The sequence below is a fragment of the Oscillatoria salina IIICB1 genome, assembly GCF_020144665.1.
Lineage (GTDB): Bacteria > Cyanobacteriota > Cyanobacteriia > Cyanobacteriales > SIO1D9 > IIICB1.
Genome location: NZ_JAAHBQ010000066.1, coordinates 1 through 20,870, shown reverse-complemented (window position 1 = coordinate 20,870; position 20,870 = coordinate 1). Strand labels below are relative to the sequence as shown.

Here is a 20,870-nt window from a genome sequence, read left to right as displayed (position 1 = left end):
ATCGATCGAGAAATGACTTCTCAGAAAATTGAGGTTAAATTACTGCCAAATCTCCGTTGGAACTATCATCAACTGTTGCTAAAGATGTGGGATCGAATCCGACAAAACCAGCAGAGAAAGTGTCTAAAGACATCGGTTCTAAACTGAACTGTTGTGACTCGATTATCTCGCTAGCAAACTCATTTGATTCTAGAGCAGAAATTTCTGGATTTGTCAAGAGTTCGGTAGCAGCCGCTAAACTTGCAACCGCAGCGACACCGAGAACAGTATCTTCGCTAACTGCATCCAAATTCTGAATCCTTTCATCTTCTGCGGGGGGTAGATCTTCGAGATCGAAAACTGGCGTATTCGGATCGTCATCGGAGGGGAAATTAGCGGCTAAATACTCTGCTAACGCATCTTGTTCTGTACCGCTAGCTGCAAAAGTAGCAACATTCGGCGATCCCGCAGGAATTGGCTGTTCTACGAGGTCAACCCGGTTTTCACCAAAAAGAGCGAAAGGATAGCCATCGCCCCCGCCAGCGAGGAAATTGAGGGTAACGAGGCGAATTTCTTGGTTGGGGTCAACCACTATTTCGCCATTTTCCACCAAAACTGTTTCGACGTTACCTGCTTCATCAATGAGGGCAACATTTTGGATGCGAGTTCCCTCGGTAACGATGTTACCATTGTCGTCGATCGCGATCGCCACTCCGTCAGGATCGAAGCTGAAACTCAAACCCCCAACTTGGGGAAATTGACCGGGAGTTGCACCGGGTTCGGTAGCCGAGATAGCATACTCTAAAATCTGTTCGAGTTCCTCAACCGTAACCGTTAACAGCGTCAGTTCATTGTTAAAACGCAACGAGTTTTCGATATCCAGTTGCGAAATATCTCCTGTTTCCTTACCAACTAGCGGGTTAGCTGCGGGGGGAGTTTTCTCCAAGTCATCAGAAGTTCCACCAGGAGGAACGATCGCCCGACCAATATTATCGCGAATTCCCCCACCATTTTTGATCGAAACCACCACACTTGGATCGTACTCTTGAGCGATCAACAAATTCGCATCCGCAGTCAAATTACCCAAATTAGTTTCTTGAGTACGAACATCACCCCGCGTACCGTTGAGGAAGACTTCCGTGCGCCCAAAAATGTTACCATCTTTAGCGAGGACGACATCAGCGATCGCGTTTGTCACTTCCACCACTAAAGGATTTGCTACCTCACTTGCATCGACATCTGACTCATAAACTCGGTCAACTCCCGCATCATCAGTAGCATAAACCCCACTTTCGTCGAGAACTTCCGTAATTACGCCATTTGCGTCAAAAGTAACCGCCAAACGCCCCACATACTTGTAATTTCCGTCAGTATTGATGACATAAACTGTTTCGCCTTCTGATTCTACAGCGATCGGGTAAGGTCCCTCGATTTCATCACCAGCCCGCAACGGATCGTCCTCATTTGCAAGTAAAGTATTAGAACCACCTGCAATCACAATATCCACATCATCCAAACGGGCTGCAATTTCCTGTTCGATACTAATTTGTTGGAAGTGGGCTAGCAAAACAATTTTATCGATACCTTGGGCGGTCAAAGCATCAACTTCTGCTTGAATAATTGCCGCTAAAGCATCAAAATCATCAGCATCTGCGGGGAAAACTTCCACATCTCCCGGAGAAGAAATTGACTCTAAAATTGGTGTAGTCGCCCCAATCACACCAATCGGTTCGTTATTAACATCAATAACGACACTCTTGGTAATCGTATTTCCTTCGGGTTCTTCTCCTGCTTCCACAACTAAACCAGCTAAGTTTTGATCCGGGGCAAAATCCAAGTTACTACTCAGATAAGGAAATGCCGTTCCCGGATAATTTCCTAATCCTTGAAGAGTTGGAAATTCCCCTGGTTCGCCCACTACGGATAAATCAATTTCCGAGTTAGCTTCGAGGAGTGTTTTTACAACACTTGTACCCAAATCAAACTCATGATTACCAAAAGAAACGGCTTGGAAACCAAGGGCGTTATTAATTAAAATATCGCCAATTCCCGGTTCGCCAAAAACTTCATCGCTAGCGGTAAAGAACGGACCAGGAATATAAATATCTCCCGCAGAAAGCCGTAAAGTGTTGGCAAAATCATTAGCCAAACCTTCAATAACCGCAGAAAAATTCACTGCATCTTCAATTGCTGTTAAACCGCCTTCTTGGTCGGCTGCATGGAGAATTTGTAGCGTAAATCCTTCGTTTTGTTCCTCACTAACAGTAACGATCGCGCGACCTGTATCTGTATTACCTTCATCGTCAGTCAGGGTGTAGTAGAAGTCTTCTTTTCCTCGGAAATTTGGGTTAGGTGTGAATGTAATTGTCCCGTCTGCATTAATTTCTACCGTACCATTACTAGCCCCAGAAATATTGGTAATTTCTAAATCGCTATCGTCATTATCATCGTCAGTATCATTCGCGAGTAAATCGAATGTTACCGGAGTACCTGGGGTAGTAGAGAAGTTATCATCTACAGCAGCAAATTCCGTCGGTAAATCGTCGCTAACTTCCACAATTACCCTTCCTATGGCTTCATTTCCTTCGTCATCAGTAAGGACATAATTGAAGTCTTCTTTTCCTTTGAAACCAGAATTTGGGGTAAAAGTAATCGTTCCGTCTGCGTTTATTTCCACAGTACCGTTGTTCGCACCAGAAATACTTTGTACTTGTAAATCGCTAGAATCATCGTCATCGTCAATGTCGTTTTCTCGGACATCAATTGTTATAGGTGTATCGATGAAAGTCCGAACGTCATCGTCGTTAACTGCTGCAAAGGTAGTAGTTTCGGCTTGCAAATCAACGCTAACTATTAAAGGATCGTGATCGCTAGCTGCATCGGCAAATTCGGTATTTACATGAACGATGTCAAACTCGGCTTCTTCAGCGAGATTATTGCTAATTAAAATGTGGTCGAGTGACTGAGAATTACCTTGAAAAATAAAGGTGTAGCGTTCGTCTTCGGGTAAAGTTTCGGTTAGATTGGTGAGAATGTCACCTTCAAGAATTTCTACAGCAGTTTCAAACTCAAATTCATTTAAGTCACCTAAAACAATGACGTTAGCTTCAGCATTTGCTGCTAAAATATCGTCAACATAATTATTAACAACTTCAGCTTGGGCGATGCGTTCGTCTTCGCTACCATTTACTGGTGGTTCTGTACTAAATAAGGGGGTACTACCACTTTTAGAAGAGAAGTGATTGTTGATAAGTGTAACTTCTTCACCTGCAAATTCAAAGGTAGCAGCTAAGGGTTTGCGGCTGTCCTCGAAAGCGTCTCCGTCGCTGAGATCTGCATCGGTAACGATTTCCACAGAACCGGAAACCAAGTTAACTCGAGCGGGATTATAAAGGTAAGCAACACGAATATTACCACCAGGTTGTCCGCCATTTTCGTTATTATTTGTTGGTGCATCGATAAAGCTATAATTAACTCCACCTGCGGTAACAATTGCGTCAGTTAAGGTTTGTAAGGTAACGTCAGCAGCAGTGGTTCCGTCGTCAGTTGAACCGCTATTGTCTTGAATTTCTTGTAAGGCGATAATATCAGGAGTTTGCAGGTTGGTAACGATTTGATTGGCGATATTTGCAAATTGTCCGTTGGCTATATCTTCGTCACCGTCAGCGTCGTTGGGGTCGAGGTTGAGGACATTATAACTAGCAACTGTTAATTTGGTTTCTGTTGCTACTAAATCTGTGGTTTCTGGTTCTAAATTTCCTTCGGTAGGTGTAAATTCTTCGGTGACTAAAACTTCAAAGTTACCGAAAGCATAACTAACTACTCCGGTAACGTCACCAAGAACGTCTCCGACCTTGACTTGTGGGGCAAAATCTGGTAATAAATCGTCGTCGAACTGAATTTGTACTCGTTCGGGGTTGAAATCTTCCGGGCTAATATTGATCGTACCGCGATCGCTGATTCCAGTCGCAGCTTCTCCATTATCAACGACGGTGAATATTTCCCCAAAACGATTAGTTGGACTAACAGCAACAGCATCATTTACTGTTACTAGCATTCCTTCTAAACTTTCAGAGAATTCTATCCCGTTTGGGTTAATAATTGCTGTCGGTGGTATCCTTCCATCACCACCAATTAAAATTGGGTCGGGTAAAAGATTATCACTTGATAAAATAGTTACTGTGGAACTGGTAATTTGTGTAGTGGAAAGATTACCCGTACTTTCACCACCAGGAAAAAATTCTGTAACTGTTCCTTCTACTTCTAATTCATCACCAACGCTAACTGTTGGTTGACTACCAGTAAAGACAAAAATACCATCAGAAGTAGCAGAAATACCATCACCTACTGGATCTTGGAGGTAAAAACCATTACTATCAACAGCAGTAACGATACCTGTGGTAGTAACATTATTCCCAGCCAGAGGTGAAGTAATATTTAAACCTTGAATTTCGTAGATAGGAACAGTTTCTTCAGGTGGGGGTGTAGGATCGTTGGAAGTACCAGGAGTATCGTTAGTATTGAGAGTAAAACCACCAATATTCCAGTTACCACTATCATCAGGAAGACGATAAATATGTCCTGGGACAAAACTACCATCTGGTCCGACAATAATATCACTATAAACGATTTCGCCGCTTGTTTCTGATTCAATTAAGGCTACTGAATCTACAATTGATGACCAAGGAATAACATCAAGAGTTCCATCATCATCCGTGTCTAAATCGTCACCATTGCTACCTGTAAAACCTTCTACAAGTAGATGAGTAACATTATCGCTATTTTCAAAATTTAGGTCAGTTATTAAGTCCGGTGTTGCTAGGGAAAAGGTATTTTCCGCAGCCAAAAAGAAACCTTCGTTGTTAATTGTATTACTACTTAAGTCAACTACAGCTTCAATAACTCCACTACCGTTAGTTCCATCACCAATAACTAGATAGGTTAAGTTATCTAGAGATGTACTTGCATCTCCGGTTAACTCAAAGTATTCATCGTTATCAGTGTCAGGTTGGTCAATGCGAATTTCGTTAATTTGCACCATTTTTCTAATTTATTTACTCCTCACTATTTGGGTTTGATTTCAACCCCACTTCCAAGAATTTACTTTCGCTAATCAGCCTTTTTCGGCAAATTATCATTAGATTTGCTATAACTTAAACCAGGAAATCTAGTTGATTTTGCTTTCTTATTTGTAAGTAAAATCGAGACAAAGTTGACAAGATATCGCCTTACATATTCACAAAATCAACTAAATCACAAACCAATTGTCTAGAATTGTTAATCTGGCTAATTTATCCGGAAATAATCTCCATTTCGACTAACTAATAACTAGACGTTAACGAACTGTGTTAACCCTCGATTGCTTTAATATTCCCTTTCTGCGAAGTTATCGCCAGTTAAATAACTTATCTTAATTAGATTAAGAATTAATAAATAAAAAATTAAGATAAAAATAATTAAAGATTAAAAAAAGACGATCTACTTATATCTGCTGTAGATCGAACTTTAGAAAGATGATAAATTGGTACAGTGTTGATACTTACTCGGATTGTAATCAACTATTTATCTAACTAAAAAAGTTAAAAAAGTAGGAAAAACTGAAAAAATTACAAAAGTCCGAGTTCTTGTAAACTCAGTCTAGTAATTTCTATTCTCGCAGCAATGTCTTTTTCGGCAATAACATTGAGATTAGTAGCGAAGAAATAAACATTATCATTCTGTTCTAAGTAACCCACATACCAGCCTACTTTAGGAGTTAAACCTGTTTTTGCGCGCAGAGTGTAATTAGGTGTTTGTTCCATAATCATAATGTCTTTGACTATCTCAATATTGCGCTGCTGAAAAGGCAAATTGTTTTCATAAAGACGACGCAAAAAGTTAATTTGTTCTTGGGGAGTAATTTGTAATTCAGCATCTAACCAAAAGCGATCGATTGATTCTGCTGTCCCAATATTTTGATTACCATACTGAACTTGATTAATAAAATTCTGCATTCTTTCATAGCCAATTCTCCGCGCAAGAACTTGATAAAACCAGACGGCTGAATACTTAAAAGCTAGACGCAGGTTTAAATCTTGATTCCAGACTTTCATGAGAGAGGGATTAAAGCCTCTTTCAATTCCATCCCAAGTTAAAACATCTACATCATCTTTAATTACATCTGTTTCTAAAGCTACTAAGGAATTAAATATTTTGAAGGTTGAAGCGGGTGAAAAAGCTGTGGAGTTACGATTAGGGTTGTGTTGATAAAAAGTGTCTCGATTTAAGTCATAAATAAGGACTGAACCGTTAACACCTAAGCTGTCAAAATGTTGCTGAAAATTTGTTGTTTGGGCGATTTCGCTGTTAGTTGTGGAATTAGCTTGTACAGTCTGAATTTGCCAACTACTAGAAAAAGTAGTTAAGAAGATTAATAATAATCCTAGGCGTTTCTTGATTGTCTTTTTCATTTACCGGTCTCAAAATTTGAGAATATTTGGGAAGATGACCTCTCCCCAACCCCCTGCAAGGAGAGGGGATTTTTTACATTCTATACCTTGTGTGTCGAGGGATGCTACTGGAGAGAGATCTAACTGATTGATTTAGACAAGAAAAAATGCGACCCAGAAGTTCCGAGTCACATCTTGACAAAAACCTCAATTGATGTTAAAAAAAACTCAATTAAGAAGCAATTTGAGCGGTAGAACGCCGACGACGGCGACTAGAGGCTTTAACCAAAGGTTGTTCGGGAGTTTGACTTAAGAAAACTACCAAGGGGAAGATATTGAGTTCGCGGCGAATAAGTCGCTGTAAAGCTGTTTCAATTTCGGTTCTTAAACCTGTCCAATCTACTTCTAATTCGCCATCAAAAGTATGAGCAAATTCCGCCCAGCGATCGCTTAATGTCCTTTCAATCGTTCGAGTGGTTAATTCGCGCAACAGCGATCGCTCAACCGATGTCACCACACCTCGCAAATGAATTTCTGGTTTCGCTAACAATTTACCTTCCCAGTCAACCGCAGCCGCAACAGTAATTACCCCATCTTCAGCCAATTGCTGACGTTCTTGCATCACATTTTCGTGAACAATTCCCGCGCGATCGACCAATTGAATACCCGATGGTACTTGACCGCCAATACCAATACTATCAGCCGTCAATTCAATCACATCCCCATTGTTAATAATCACCATATTTTCTTCGGGGACACCCATGCTTTTCGCCGTCTTAGAATGAGCGACTAGCATTCGATACTGACCGTGAACGGGAACGAAAAACTTGGGTTTTGTCAAGCCTAACATCAATTTCTGGTCTTCTTGCGCTCCGTGACCAGAAACGTGAATTCCATGATGACGACCGTAAACTACTTTTGCACCTTGCATCATCAAGCGGTCAATTACATCAACCACGGCTAGAGTATTACCAGGAATCGGATTAGCGGAAAATACGACCGTATCGCCTGACTTAATTTTAACTTGTCGGTGTTCGCCTTTAGCAATGCGAGTGGTTGCAGCTAAGGTTTCTCCTTGAGAACCTGTCATTAAAATCAGCACTTTCTCGTCGGGTAAATTGCGAACGGCTTTGATCGGTTCAAACAAGCGATCGGGACAATTAATATAACCCAGTTTGCGTGCATGAGCAATCACGTTTAACATTGACCTACCCAAAACCGAAACCACGCGATTATGCTTTTGCGCTAATTCCAAGATCATATTGATCCGATGTACCGAAGAAGCAAAGGTAGTAATCATCAAGCGTCCTTCAGCCTGACCCATAATTCGGTCTAAGTTAGGATAAACCGACCTTTCTGAAGGAGTAAATCCCGGAACTTCGGCGTTGGTAGAATCGCTTAATAAGCACAATACACCTTTTTCACCATGTTCGGCGAGGCGATGAAAGTCATAAAATTCACCATCGACGGGAGTATGGTCAACTTTAAAGTCACCTGTGTGAATAATTACGCCGATGGGGGTGTGAATTGCGACGGTAAAGCTATCCGCGATTGAGTGGGTATTGCGAATAAACTCAACAAAGAATGATTTCCCAATTCTGACGATATCGCGAGGAACAACGGTTTTGAGTTTGGTGCGATCGCTAACTCCAGCTTCTTCTATTTTGTCTTGCAATAAGGCGATCGCCAATCTTGGACCGTGAATCACCGGAATGTCAAATTGCTTCAAATGATAAGCTATACCGCCAATATGGTCTTCGTGACCGTGGGTCACGATCGCTCCTTTTATTTTATGGCTATTTTCCCGCACATAAGTCATATCGGGTAAAACGATATTAACTCCGTGCATATCATCCGAGGGAAAACCAATCCCTGCATCTAACAAAATCATTTCGTCTTCGTATTCAAAGATGCAAGTATTCTTCCCAATTTCGTGTAATCCACCGAGAGGAATAATTTTTACTGTTGGTTTTGATTCTTTCTTACTCATGTATCTCCTTTTTTGACACTTTCGTCTGTTCTAAAACTTTTGTTAATTAACTTTTTCTTTTTGTTGACAGTTAATTAGTTACTTAACCTCTAACCAAATTTGTGATTAATTTACCCTTGGTTTTTTTCAGGATAAACAATGGGTCGGCAGCCAACTTTTTTCGCTCACTTTGGCAATTTCTCTTCTTTAATTTTTGCTCGCCAAATCTACAGCAATGCCAGTTCCTGTAAAACTTTTTCTAATTTTGCTTTTAAATCTGGAGGGATTTCGCAAAGAGGCGGACGAACGCTACCTACATTCCACCCTTGCATCGTCAAAGCTGCTTTAATGGGAATCGGATTTGTGATACAAAAAAGAGCTTTAAATAAAGACAATAATTCACCATGAATTTTACTTGCTTCAGCAGTTTTTCCAACTACAAAATTACCGATCGCCTTTTGTAACTTATCTCCAACCAAATGACTAGCAACGCTTATAACTCCCGTTCCACCTACAGACAAAATTGGTAAAGTCAGATTGTCGTCACCAGAATAAATTCCAAAAGACTCAGAGGTATTAACTCGAATTTGACTTACATTATCTAAGTTACCACTAGCTTCTTTTATTGCCACAATATTATCTATTTCTGCTAGTTTAGCAACTGTTTCTGGTTGCAGATTTTGACCCGTACGACTGGGAATATTGTAAAGCATTATTGGCAAATCGGGACAAGCAAGAGCAATCGAGCGAAAGTGCAATTCAAGTCCTGCTTGAGGTGGTTTATTGTAATAGGGAACCACTTGCAAAGAGCCATCTAATCCTAGTTTAGCAGCTTTTTGGGTTGCGGCGATCGCTTCGCGAGTAGAATTCGATCCTGTTCCGGCGATTACTTTTGCTTTACCTCGGACTGCTTTTTGCACTACCTGAAATAACTGATACTCTTCTGACCAAGTTAAAGTCGGAGATTCTCCGGTAGTACCACAAACCAAGATTCCATCACTACCATTTTCTGCTAGATGTGCGGCTAGCTTTTCAGCAACACCATAATCCACGCTGCCATCTTCAGCAAACGGTGTCACCATTGCGGTAATTACCCGTCCAAATAGTTCAACTGTCATTGCTCATTTTTACTTTTGTTTTAGTTTTATACTGACACTGTTGCTGCCGAGCGCAGCAAATTTTCTTTCACCAATAATTCTGCGATCTGGACTGCATTTAAAGCAGCACCTTTGCGAATTTGGTCGCCACACAACCACAATTCTAAGCCGCATTCGTGAGAAATATCTTGGCGAATTCTCCCGACTAAAACTTCATCCCGATTTGTTGCATCTACTGGCATCGGGAAGTAATTTGCACCCCAATCTTCTACTAATTTTACTCCAGGAGCTTTTGCCAAAATCTCTCTAGCGCGATCCCGATTAAAAGGTTGGGCAAATTCTAAATTAACGGCTTCTGAATGAGCGCGAAGTACGGGAACCCGCACGCAAGTAGCACTAACGCGCAATTCTGGGGCGTTAAAAATTTTGCGAGTTTCGTTGACCATTTTCATTTCTTCCTCGCAATAGCCGTTGTCATTGAGCGGCGAGTTATGCGGAAATAAATTAAAGGCGATCGCGTGCGGAAAAATTTCTGGTTTGGCTGTCTCTCCATTTAAAATTGCTTGTGCCTGGGTTTTCACCTCTTCCATCGCCCGCGCACCTGCACCCGAAGCTGACTGATAAGTAGCCACCACAATCCGTTTTACCGGGCTTACTTGATGCAGTGGGTAAACGGCGATCGCCATTAAAATCGTCGTACAGTTAGGATTAGCAATGATTCCCTGATGTGCTTTTGCCGCTTCTGGATTGATTTCCGGGACAATCAATGGCACATTCGGGTCAAGACGAAAAGCACTAGAATTGTCCACTACTACCGCTCCGGCGGCGACAGCTTTGGGAGCATAAACTTTCGAGGTTGAACCCCCAGCCGATGCCAAAACTAAATCTACATCCGCGAAAGAATCATCACCTACTGCTTCTACTGTTAACTCTTCCCCTCGGAAACTAAGCTTCGTTCCGGCTGAACGAGGAGAAGCCAACAATTTCAGCTTGTTTACTGGAAATTGACGACTTGCCAATAGTTCGAGCAATTCAGTACCTACTGCTCCTGTGGCACCAAGAATCGCAACATTAATTTTACTTGACAAATTTAGACCCTCCGTTTTTTCTCTGGTTAATTGAGTGATGTTAATATTTTTTTGCTTATTGACAAATGTTTAATAATATGTTTCTCTTCCGGGCTTTTATAATTAATTCAGTTTAATTTCGGCAAATTGATTGCTCATCTTTTCATTTTAATAGTTTATTCATCGCTTAAAACCGAAAGTGATGGCGAACTTGGGTTAGACAATTTTCGGAGGCGCTAGTCAAGCTAGAAAGAACCTCAAGCGGGATCTCCTTGCTTGTTACTCAAAAATCTTACCTTGCCTTAACTGCGAGCGGAGATTTGGTGAAAGCGCCAATCATCCTAACCCGCTAGTCAGATTGCAACCCAAACACACACTCGATACTATTAGAGTATTAGAGAATAGGTTAACCCAGAGCTAACCACCTTTGCACCGCCGATCTCTTGCAAGCTGGTTGCCAAACTAGGATATCATAAGGATTCTTAAATTTAGCTTAATCTTTATTCCCAGAAATGGGAATCCCAGTCAAAAATTACTTTAGTTGTCACAAAAAAGTATCCATGAAAGTCACCCAGGAAAAGCTTCCCGCTAGTCAGATTGGTCTGGAAATAGAAATTCCCGCCGAAAAGAGCAAACAAACCTACGAAAAAGTCTTGCGAAACCTTGCCCGCTCGGTAAATCTGCCTGGGTTTCGTAAGGGTAAAGTACCGCGTAAAGTTTTGTTACAGCGATTGGGACCTCAACGCATCAAAGCGACAGTCCTCGAAGAGTTAATTCAAGAAAGCCTGCAACAAGCGGTTGAACAAGAATCATTAGCAGTCCTGGGCAATTATCAACTTCGTTCCAACTTTGAGGAGTTGATCGAAAAGTACGAACCTGGAGAAACCTTAACGTTTTTGGCTTCGGTAGACGTTCCTCCGGAAGTTAATTTAGGAGATTACAGCAACTTAAGCGTCAAAGCCGAGGAAACGGTTTACGAACCCAAGGAGGTGGATGAATTTCTCGAAAGCAAGCGAGTAGAACAAGCAACCTTAATTCCCGTTGAAGGTCGTCCCGCGCAACCAGGAGATGTGGCGATCGTTGATTATCAAGGTCGCTATGCTACTGCTGAGGGAGAAGAAGCCGAAGAACTTTCTGGGGCTGAGGCGAAAGATTTTCAACTGGAACTCGAACCAGAAAGATTTATCGAAGGCTTAACCCAAGGTATAGAGGGAATGAATCCGGGGGAAACTAAAGAAATTCCAGTGACATTTCCAGAAGACTATCCCAGAGAAGATTTAGCGGGTAAAGAGGTGATTTTTACCGTTACGCTGAAAGAACTCAAGGAAAAAGAATTGCCAGAGTTAGATGACGACTTCGCGGCGGAAGTAAGCGAATTTGAAACAATGGCAGAGTTACGCGAGTCGATCGAAACTCAATTTCAAGAAAAAGCTGAGCGAGAAACGAAAAATAGCATTGAATCAGCAATTGTTGACGCGCTGGTAGAAGTAGCAGAAGTGGAACTTCCCGAAACCACGATCGAACGGGAAGTAGAAACAGTTCTCACTCAAACAGCAATGCAGATGCAACAGTATGGCATGGACGTGCGCCAACTGTTTACCAAAGAAAATATGCCTGCGATGAGAGAGCGATCGCGTCCCGATGCGATCGCCCGTCTCAAACAATCCCTCGCTTTGCTGGAAGTCGCGAAACGTGAATCCCTCGAAGTCGCTCCTGAAGACCTCCAAACCCGTATGGAAGAGGTAAAAGAACAATTAAGCGATCGCGAAGTTGACGAAGACAAATTGCGGGATTTTGTCACCGACGACTTACGCAAAGAAAAAGCCCTCGACTGGCTCAGAGAAAAAGCTAACGTCGAATTAGTTCCCAAAGGTTCCCTCGCAGCAGAAACCGCAGCCAAAGCCGCAGAAGCTGAACAAACCGAGCAAACAGAAACTAGCTCCGCTCCCGAAGCGATCGAAGTTGAAGCTACAGAAGTGTCTTCAGATTAGGGACTAGGGATTGGGGATTGGGGATTAGGGATTGGGGACTGGGGACTAGGGATTGGGGATTGGGGATTGGGGATTAGGGATTAGGGATTAGGGATTAGGGATTGGGGATTAGGGATTAGGGATTGGGGATTAGGGATTAGGGATTGGGGATTAGGGAGACAAGGAGTATAAACTGATAACTGATAACTGATAACTGTTCACTGAACCCAGTCCCCACCTCACCAGTCCCCAAGAAATTTAGCGATCGCCAGCATTCCGGGAACTGGTTGAGGCATAATAGTCAAAAGAGGAGCTTGCTAGAGCCAAAAAATTATGCTTCAGGAGAGCTAAGTAAAATGAATATACATCTAGCCTCCAAGAGAAAATGTTTCCCTAGAGCTTAGTTATATGGTTAAATCTCAATCGCCAAATTATCCCATAATTAATCACAATTACCCAAAAGTCAACTCGATTTACGCGCACGCCTTCAACTGCGAAGCAAGTAATGTCGTCCCGATGGTTGTCGAACAATCGGGTATGGGCGAGAGAGCATTTGACATTTACTCTCGACTGCTACGAGAAAGAATAGTATTTTTAGGATCGGCGATCGATGACACTGTAGCTAATTCAGTAGCGGCTCAACTTTTATTTCTCGATGCTGAAGATCCCGAAAAAGATATCCAATTATATATCAACTCTCCCGGTGGCAGTGTCTATGCTGGTATGGCAATTTTTGACACCATGCAGCAAATTCGCCCAGATGTTGTTACTATATGCTATGGACTGGCAGCCAGTATGGGCGCATTTCTGCTTTCGGGCGGAACCCAAGGCAAACGCATGGCTCTGCCTTCAGCGCGGATCATGATTCATCAACCCCTTGGTGGCGCTCGCGGTCAAGCAGTTGACATTGAAATTCAAGCAAAAGAAATCCTTTATATCAAACAGCAACTTAATGAAATATTGGCTAGTCATACTGGTCAACCAATAGAAAAAATTGCTGCTGATACAGAACGCGACTTTTTCATGTCCTCCCAAGAGGCTAAAGAATACGGTTTAATCGACCAAGTAATCTCTCGGCAAGAAATGTCCGAGCCAAAAGTTGCTCTCACTTCGATTAAATAAGAGGCAGATATGGCAAAATACGACTCCCATCTAAAATGTTCGTTCTGCGGCAAATCCCAAGAGCAGGTTCGCAAGTTGATTGCGGGTCCGGGAGTCTACATCTGCGACGAATGTGTAGAACTGTGTAACGAAATTTTAGACGAGGAGCTGCTCGATTCTGCCTCCTCAGCTACGCAACCAGTCTCCCGCTCAGAAGATCCCGCACCTAAACGTCGCTCGAATGCAGACCGCCTTTCTTTGAGTCAAATTCCTAAGCCACGAGAACTGAAAAAGTATCTCGACGAACACGTTATCGGTCAGGATGAGGCGAAAAAAGTGCTCTCGGTAGCAGTATACAATCATTACAAGCGTCTTAGTTTTGCGGCTGCGAAAAACAGTGGCAAGGCAAATGCAGATGACCCAGTAGAACTGCAAAAATCGAATATTCTCTTGATTGGACCGACGGGTTGCGGTAAAACTCTCTTAGCCCAAACCCTAGCGAAAATTCTCGATGTGCCTTTTGCGGTAGCAGATGCGACGACGCTGACAGAAGCAGGTTATGTGGGGGAAGATGTGGAAAACATTTTGCTGCGACTGCTTCAGGTGGCGGAATTGGATGTGGAAGAGGCGCAACGAGGAATTATCTATATTGACGAAATAGATAAAATTGCTCGTAAAAGTGAAAATACCTCGATCACGAGGGATGTTTCTGGGGAAGGGGTGCAGCAAGCGCTGCTGAAAATGCTGGAAGGTACGATCGCTAATGTTCCTCCTCAAGGTGGACGCAAACACCCTTATCAAGATTGCATCCAAATCGATACCAGCAATATCCTGTTTATCTGTGGTGGTGCTTTTGTCGGTTTGGATAAGGTGGTAGAACAGCGTGTTGGCAAAAAATCAATGGGCTTTGTCCGTCCCGGAGATACACAGTCTAAGGAAAAACGCGCCGCCGATGTAGTTCGACACCTCCAACCAGACGATCTCGTTAAGTTTGGCATGATTCCGGAATTTGTCGGTCGGATTCCGGTGGTGGCGGTAGTCGATCCTCTCGATGAAGAGGCGCTCATGGAAATTTTAACCGAGCCGCGTAATGCTTTGGTGAAGCAGTATCAAAAACTGCTGAAGATGGATAACGTACAGCTAGAATTTAATCCTGAGTCGGTGCGCGCGATCGCCCAAGAAGCTTATCGCCGAAAAACAGGGGCGCGGGCTTTACGCAGTATCGTCGAAGAATTGATGCTGGATGTGATGTACGAGTTACCTTCTCGCAAAGATGTCCGTCGCTGTACGGTGACTAAGGAAATGGTCGAGAAGCGATCGACCGCAGAATTACTGGTACATCCCTCTTCTTTACCAAAACCAGAATCAGCTTAGTAGTTTAGTAAATAAGGAGTGGTTATTTGCTTGACAAATAGCCACTTTTGTGGTATATGCAGAAAATCAATATTCGGGGTATCGAGCATTACTACGAATGGGTACGTCAGCCAGATAGTACCACACCCAAGCCTGTAATGGTCTTTGTTCACGGTTGGGGCGGTTCTGCCAGATATTGGGAAAGTACCGCAGCCGCGCTTGCTGAGGATTTTGACTGTTTGTTATATGATTTGCGGGGGTTTGGGCGGAGTTTAATTACTGAGTCAGTGGAAGGCGAATTAAGCTATGAATTAGAGGAATATGCTGACGATCTGGCGCTTCTTTTGGATAAATTAGAGTTAGAAAAAGTTTATCTAAACGGTCACTCGATGGGCGCATCGGTGGCAACATTTTTTATTAATCGGTATCCCGAACGAGTAGAAAAAGTAATCCTCACTTGTAGCGGTATTTTTGAATACGACGAGAAAGCATTTGCTGCTTTTTATAAGTTTGGTGGTTATGTCGTTAAGTTTCGCTATAACTGGTTTTTAAAGGTTCCTTTTGCAGATAAATTGTTTATGGCAAGATTTTTACGACGATCGCTGCCAAGCCAGATTAGTAAAGCTTTTTTAGAAGATTTTTTGTTAGCAGATTACGAAGCAGCTTTAGGGACAATTTTTACTTCAGTGAGTAAGAAAGCAGTAGAAGTAATGCCCCAAGAATTTGCGAAAATTACCGTACCGACGTTGTTAGTTGCCGGAGAATATGACCAAATTATTCCCGCAGCAATGGGTAGAGAAGCCGCAAGTTTAAGCGATCGAGTTGAGTATTTTGAAATAGCAGAAACGGCTCATTTTCCGATGTTGGAAGATGCACCAACTTATTTACAGAAAATTAAAGATTTTGTGGGGGTTAGTTAACCAACTTGTCGCGCAGGGGAAATTAGATGTAAAAGGTTATAGCAAAAGTAGATGATTTGTAAAAATATTTAACTACTTTATGTAGAGACGTTGCATTTTAGTCTCGACAAATTTCACGAATGATTTACCATTGCTAACAAAAAGTTGGATTTAAGGTTTGGTAACAAATTACGCGCAACTTCCGAAGATAGATATCGTAAGTCCTAATCATCAGCTAAGATTGCTTTTAGGGGCGTAAAAGGTAGATAAGCGCGAATGCAGAGTTTAAATTGTCAGAGTTCCCCCGAACAGACAGCGAAGTTTCGGGATTTACAAAATAAGTTACGCGATCGCTGGCATAGTGTCGATCTTTTTGACCAAGATGATTATGATATTGTCGTCATACCTTCGTTTAGTTTAGACCAGCGCGAATTAGGCAAAATAGAGGGTTTTCTTCACTACGAAGAACGACTGTTATTTTCCTTGATTCGCTTGCGTAATCCTCACACGCGTTTGATCTATGTTACAGGAGTTCCGCTTTCCCCAATAATTATCGATTATTATTTGCAGCTTTTACCAGGAATACCATTTTCTCACGCGCGATCGCGTCTGTTACTGCTTTCCACCTACGATGCTTCTCTTAAACCTCTCTCCCAAAAAATTTTAGAACGTCCTCGACTAGTAGAACGCATTCGCAAAGCAATTCGACCGGGTAAATCTTACATGGTTTGTTTCAATTCTACCTGGTTCGAGCAAGAGCTATCATTAAAATTAAGAATTCCTTTGCTAGCATCTTCTCCAGAACTGAAATATTGGGGTTCTAAATGCGGTAGCCGGGAAATATTTGCTAATTGTAATATTCCTCATCCCGATGGTAGCCAAAACTTAGAAAATGAAGCAGAATTACTGACGGCGACTGCCGATTTGTGGGCGCGTCAACCCCATTTAACCAGAATGGTTGTGAAATTAAATGAAGGCTTTTCTGGAGAAGGAAATGCAATTTTAGATTTACGTCCAATTCAAAAATATGCGCCCAATTTAGTCGATCGCGAAGCGACAATTGCAGCAATAAAATCACGTCTCGAAAATCTCAGTTTCCAAGCAAAAAATGAAACTTGGGCAAACTTTTCCGCGAGAATACCTGAATTAGGGGCAATTGTCGAAGCATTTATCGAAGGAGAAGAAAAGCGATCGCCAAGCGTTCAAGGCTATATTAGTCCTAGGGGAGAAGTAGAAATTCTCTCTACCCACGACCAAATTCTTGGCGGACCCGACGGTCAAATTTATCTCGGTTGTCGCTTTCCTGCTAATAGTGAATATCGTCTGAAATTACAAGAATTAGGAATTAAAGTCGGTCAAGCTTTAGCTGCAAAAGGTGCAATGGAACGCTACAGCGTTGATTTTCTCGCTGTTCGTCAACTAAATACTCAAAAATGGGATATTCAAGCAATTGAAATAAACTTGCGCAAAGGAGGAACAACTCATCCTTTTATGACTTTAAAATTACTCACGAATGGTGATTATCAACTAGAAACAGGTTCATTTTATAGCCAACACGGTCAAGAAAAATATTATATTGCTACAGATAATTTACAAAAAGAACATTATCGCGGTTTACTACCGACAGATTTAATGGATTTAATTGCTTATCACCGCTTACATTTCGATACCAGCACCAAAACTGGTACGATCTTTCATTTGATGGGGGCGCTGTCGGAATTTGGTAAATTAGGGTTAACTAGCATCGGTAACTCATTCGCAGAAGCAGATGCAATTTATCAGCGAGTTAAAAAAGTTTTGGATCGTGAAACGGAAAAAGACAATCGTCCTAGTTGTTTGACTGTTTCTCCAAGTTTACCGATTACTTGGAGTGGTGAAGAGTGAGTTAATCAGTTAACAGTTAACAGTTATCAGTGAACAGTTAACAGTTATCAGTTTATCCTCCTAATCCCCAATCCCCAATCCCTAATCCCCAATTCCCAATCCCCAATTCCCAATCCCTAATCCCCAATTCCCAATCCCCAATTCCCAATCCCCAACCCCCAATCCCCAACCCCCAATAGTTGTGTCACAACCTCTTCCCGCATTTATTCACTGTATTAATTCTAACTGTCCCCGTCCCTATCCTCAGCCGGGGAACAACAAATTTTGCGATCGCTGCGGGACTCCTTTACATTTACGCGATCGCTATCTTCCTCTACAATGTCTAGGATCGGGTGGTTTCGCAAAAATTTTCACAGTTTGGGACTTACAAAAACAAACTGAACTTGTCTTAAAAGTTCTTACCACAAAATCGGAAAAAGCGATTAAACTTTTCGTCCAAGAAGCAGCAGTTTTAGCTAGTTTACATCATCCAGGAGTCCCAAAAGTTGAGGCTAAAGGTTATTTTCAAGTTCAAACTCCACAAGGTCAACTTTACTGTTTAGTAATGGAAAAAATTGACGGACAAACTCTTGAAGATATACTCGACAAATATCCTCAAGGATGTCCCGAAGCTTGGGTATTAAACTGGTTCAACCAAGCAGTAGCAATTTTACACCAACTACATCGCCGTAAAATCATTCATCGAGACATTAAACCATCTAATTTAATGCTTCGTAATCCCACAAATATTTCCTCAATAACTAATCAAACTAAGTTAGTTTTAATTGATTTTGGTGGCGCCAAACAAATCGGTAGACGCAAGCGAAAAGATACGTCTACACGGCTGTTTTCTACAGGTTACAGTCCCCCCGAACAAATTGCAGGTGGTCAAGTTACTCCCGCTACAGATTTTTATGCTTTGGGACAAACAGCGATCGAATTACTAACTGGAAAACATCCCTCCGAATTAGAAGATTCTCTCACAGGTGAATTACGATGGCAACATCTCGTGAAAGTTAATCCAATTTTCGCTAATTTACTTGACGATTTGATTCAATTAGATATCCGAAAACGACCCGCTACAGCCCGTCAAATCCAACGTCGTCTTGCAAAAATTCCTCGTCCCAAACGCAAAAAGAAAAAAATTACTTGGACTGAAATCAAGCAAAATATTACTGAAAAATTAGCTAGATTTAAGCACAAAATATTACTATTACTTTATTATTTTAAACAAACTTTAGTCAAATTAATTAAATTTACTGGGCGGATTATTGAGAAAATTGTTCTCGCTTGTTTAGATACTATGAAAGAAATGTTATTAGGAGCAATTGGTGCAGCGATCGGCACAATTATTGGCTTTTTAATAAGCTTTGTGACTCCTATGGGTGCTAACTTAGAAACTTGGATAACACAGCAATTTAGTGACTTTTTTCCCAATATTGAATTAATCTTAGCCAAAGAAATGCTTTTGTTTGGTTGTGCTGGTTTGGGAACAGCTTTAGGTTTAACCGCAGCCGGAGGTTTTGGACAAGATCGCCGTTTTTTTCTTGCCGGAATAAGTGGCTTTTTTAGTTACATTTTCGGTTGGTTAATTTGGCAAATTATGCCTGGTTCAGAAATAGTTCAATTTCTCTCCTTTTTAGTTGTAGCAGTTATTCCTGTAGTTCTAGGTTTTGGTTTATCTAGCTACAAATTTGTCCATACTTTAGTAGTATTATTAGGAACAGGAGCGTTATTTGCTACTTTGGTAAAGTTTGATGTTCTTCCGAATAATGTAGTTAGAGAAATTTTGTCTTTTTCTCAGCCTGATTATTTATATTTAGGCGCAACTATTGCCTTTTTTGCCTTCCTTGGTGCAAGTTTGGGTTTATCTCTAGGTATTAGTTATTATTTATTAGTTCCGTTATTGAAAAAAATGGCTGGCGATTAAAGCAAGTAAATTAAGTTTTATGTACTTAGCTTGACAACCTATTTGTAGCTTGAATAGCTTGAAATCGCAACCCAAAAATAGCTAAACTACAAATATTTAAACATGACCCAACCATCAGACTTTCAAAACGAACCTACCCCACCTCAACAACAAAATTCAGGGCTGAAAATACTTTTAATTATTGGCGGAATTGGTTGCGGTTGTTTAGGTTTAATTTTTATTCTAATGATTGGTGGAGCAATCTTGTTGCCGAGTTTACTTAACCAAGCAACTAAAGCTAGAGAATCAGAAGGTAAATTGTACGTTAAAAGTTTTCTTAATGGTGAGGAAGCTTATTTCTTACAAGAAAAAAAATTCACTGATTCTTGGGAGGAATTAGGTTTAAATCCCCCCTCAGAAGTTAACTATACTTATGACATTGAACTACAACCAGATAACAGCGTTAAGATTATGGCTACACCTCGGGAAGCAATTTTAAGAAGCTATACTGGTGCTGTATTTGTTGTCAAGAGTGATGATAATTTAACCGATACTGTCACGGGTATTTGTCAAAGTGAATTGGCTGCTGCACCGCCTCCTGAAATGCCAGTTTTGGTGTATAATTCTGCTGTAGAATGTCCGCCCGGTTCTACTTTAGTTGAGTAGAGATGGAGAGTTGAAGAAAGATATGAAGATAACCTCTCCCCCATAAATTCTCCTACCAGGAGAGGGGAGAAGATGAAAGAGTTAAAGAAAGATATGAAGATAACCTCTCCCCCATAAATTCTCCTACTAGGAGAGGGGAGAAGATGAAAGAGTTGAAGAAAGATATGAAGATAACCTCTCCCCCATAAATTCTCCTACTAGGAGAGGGGAGAAGATGAAAGAGTTAAAGATATTAATTACTCCCCCTTCCCTTCAAGGGAAGGGGGTTGGGGGGTTAGGTTAGATAAATCTTAGTGGGAAATGAAATGATTTTGCCTTGGTAAAGGGAGAGAAATTTTTCGATTAATTATTGGTTGGAAATTGGCTTTAAGTAGAAAATAAATGCTCTAAGAATAAAATAAGAATCTACCTTCCTTTGTTACCCCTTGTCAAAGCGAGACTGTTTGAAATTTAAGAAAGATATGAAGATAACCTCTCCCCCAGCCCCTCTCCTACTAGGAGAGGGGAGAAGATGAAAGAGTTGAAGAAAGATATGAAGATAACCTCTCCCCCAGCCCCTCTCCTACTAG

General features: G+C 41.5%; 12 protein-coding genes. 7 read left to right on the top strand and 5 right to left on the bottom strand.

Translation table 11 applies throughout. The features are described 5' to 3' along the window. Positions 1–34: 34 nt before the first annotated feature. The 5 genes from G3T18_RS18485 to G3T18_RS18465 form a co-directional block, all read right to left on the bottom strand. The gene (locus tag G3T18_RS18485) at positions 35–5,020 is read right to left on the bottom strand and encodes an Ig-like domain-containing protein (protein ID WP_224412060.1); all 4,986 of its coding nucleotides are present in this window, start codon (positions 5,018–5,020) and stop codon (positions 35–37) included. 565 nt (positions 5,021–5,585) lie between these two features. Further along, positions 5,586–6,428, bottom strand: a complete 843-nt coding sequence (gene blaOXA / locus G3T18_RS18480; protein WP_224412059.1) for a class D beta-lactamase — start codon at positions 6,426–6,428, stop codon at positions 5,586–5,588. A gap of 211 nt (positions 6,429–6,639) precedes the next feature. Then, a complete protein-coding gene (locus G3T18_RS18475) occupies positions 6,640–8,397 on the bottom strand; it encodes a ribonuclease J (protein WP_224412058.1) in 1,758 nt (585 codons plus the stop codon). 206 nt (positions 8,398–8,603) lie between these two features. Next, positions 8,604–9,494 (bottom strand): 4-hydroxy-tetrahydrodipicolinate synthase, encoded by an 891-nt coding sequence (gene dapA, locus G3T18_RS18470; protein WP_224412057.1) that lies wholly within the window; start codon positions 9,492–9,494, stop codon positions 8,604–8,606. A gap of 26 nt (positions 9,495–9,520) precedes the next feature. Beyond that, a complete protein-coding gene (locus G3T18_RS18465; protein WP_224412056.1) occupies positions 9,521–10,561 on the bottom strand; it encodes an aspartate-semialdehyde dehydrogenase in 1,041 nt (346 codons plus the stop codon). Between the two features lie 539 nt (positions 10,562–11,100). On the opposite strand from G3T18_RS18465, the gene tig reads away from it, so the two are divergent. The 7 genes from tig to G3T18_RS18430 all read left to right on the top strand — a co-directional run bounded on the left by tig (position 11,101) and on the right by G3T18_RS18430 (position 20,301). Then, positions 11,101–12,531: a trigger factor gene (tig, locus tag G3T18_RS18460; protein WP_224412055.1), complete on the top strand. Its 1,431-nt coding sequence runs from the start codon at positions 11,101–11,103 to the stop codon at positions 12,529–12,531. A 387-nt stretch (positions 12,532–12,918) separates the two neighbouring features. Beyond that, the gene (gene clpP / locus G3T18_RS18455; RefSeq protein ID WP_224412054.1) at positions 12,919–13,632 is read left to right on the top strand and encodes an ATP-dependent Clp endopeptidase proteolytic subunit ClpP; all 714 of its coding nucleotides are present in this window, start codon (positions 12,919–12,921) and stop codon (positions 13,630–13,632) included. A 9-nt stretch (positions 13,633–13,641) separates the two neighbouring features. Further along, positions 13,642–14,985 (top strand): ATP-dependent protease ATP-binding subunit ClpX, encoded by a 1,344-nt coding sequence (clpX, locus tag G3T18_RS18450; RefSeq protein ID WP_224412053.1) that lies wholly within the window; start codon positions 13,642–13,644, stop codon positions 14,983–14,985. Between the two features lie 56 nt (positions 14,986–15,041). Then, entirely contained in the window at positions 15,042–15,884 is an 843-nt protein-coding gene (locus G3T18_RS18445; protein WP_224412052.1) for an alpha/beta fold hydrolase, read from the top strand. A gap of 255 nt (positions 15,885–16,139) precedes the next feature. Continuing rightward, entirely contained in the window at positions 16,140–17,747 is a 1,608-nt protein-coding gene (locus G3T18_RS18440) for a peptide ligase PGM1-related protein (protein WP_224412051.1), read from the top strand. Positions 17,748–17,928: 181 nt separating this feature from the next. Next, positions 17,929–19,656: a serine/threonine protein kinase gene (locus G3T18_RS18435; protein ID WP_224412050.1), complete on the top strand. Its 1,728-nt coding sequence runs from the start codon at positions 17,929–17,931 to the stop codon at positions 19,654–19,656. 102 nt (positions 19,657–19,758) lie between these two features. Then, entirely contained in the window at positions 19,759–20,301 is a 543-nt protein-coding gene (locus G3T18_RS18430; RefSeq protein ID WP_224412049.1) for a type IV pilin-like G/H family protein, read from the top strand. Positions 20,302–20,870: the final 569 nt, after the last annotated feature.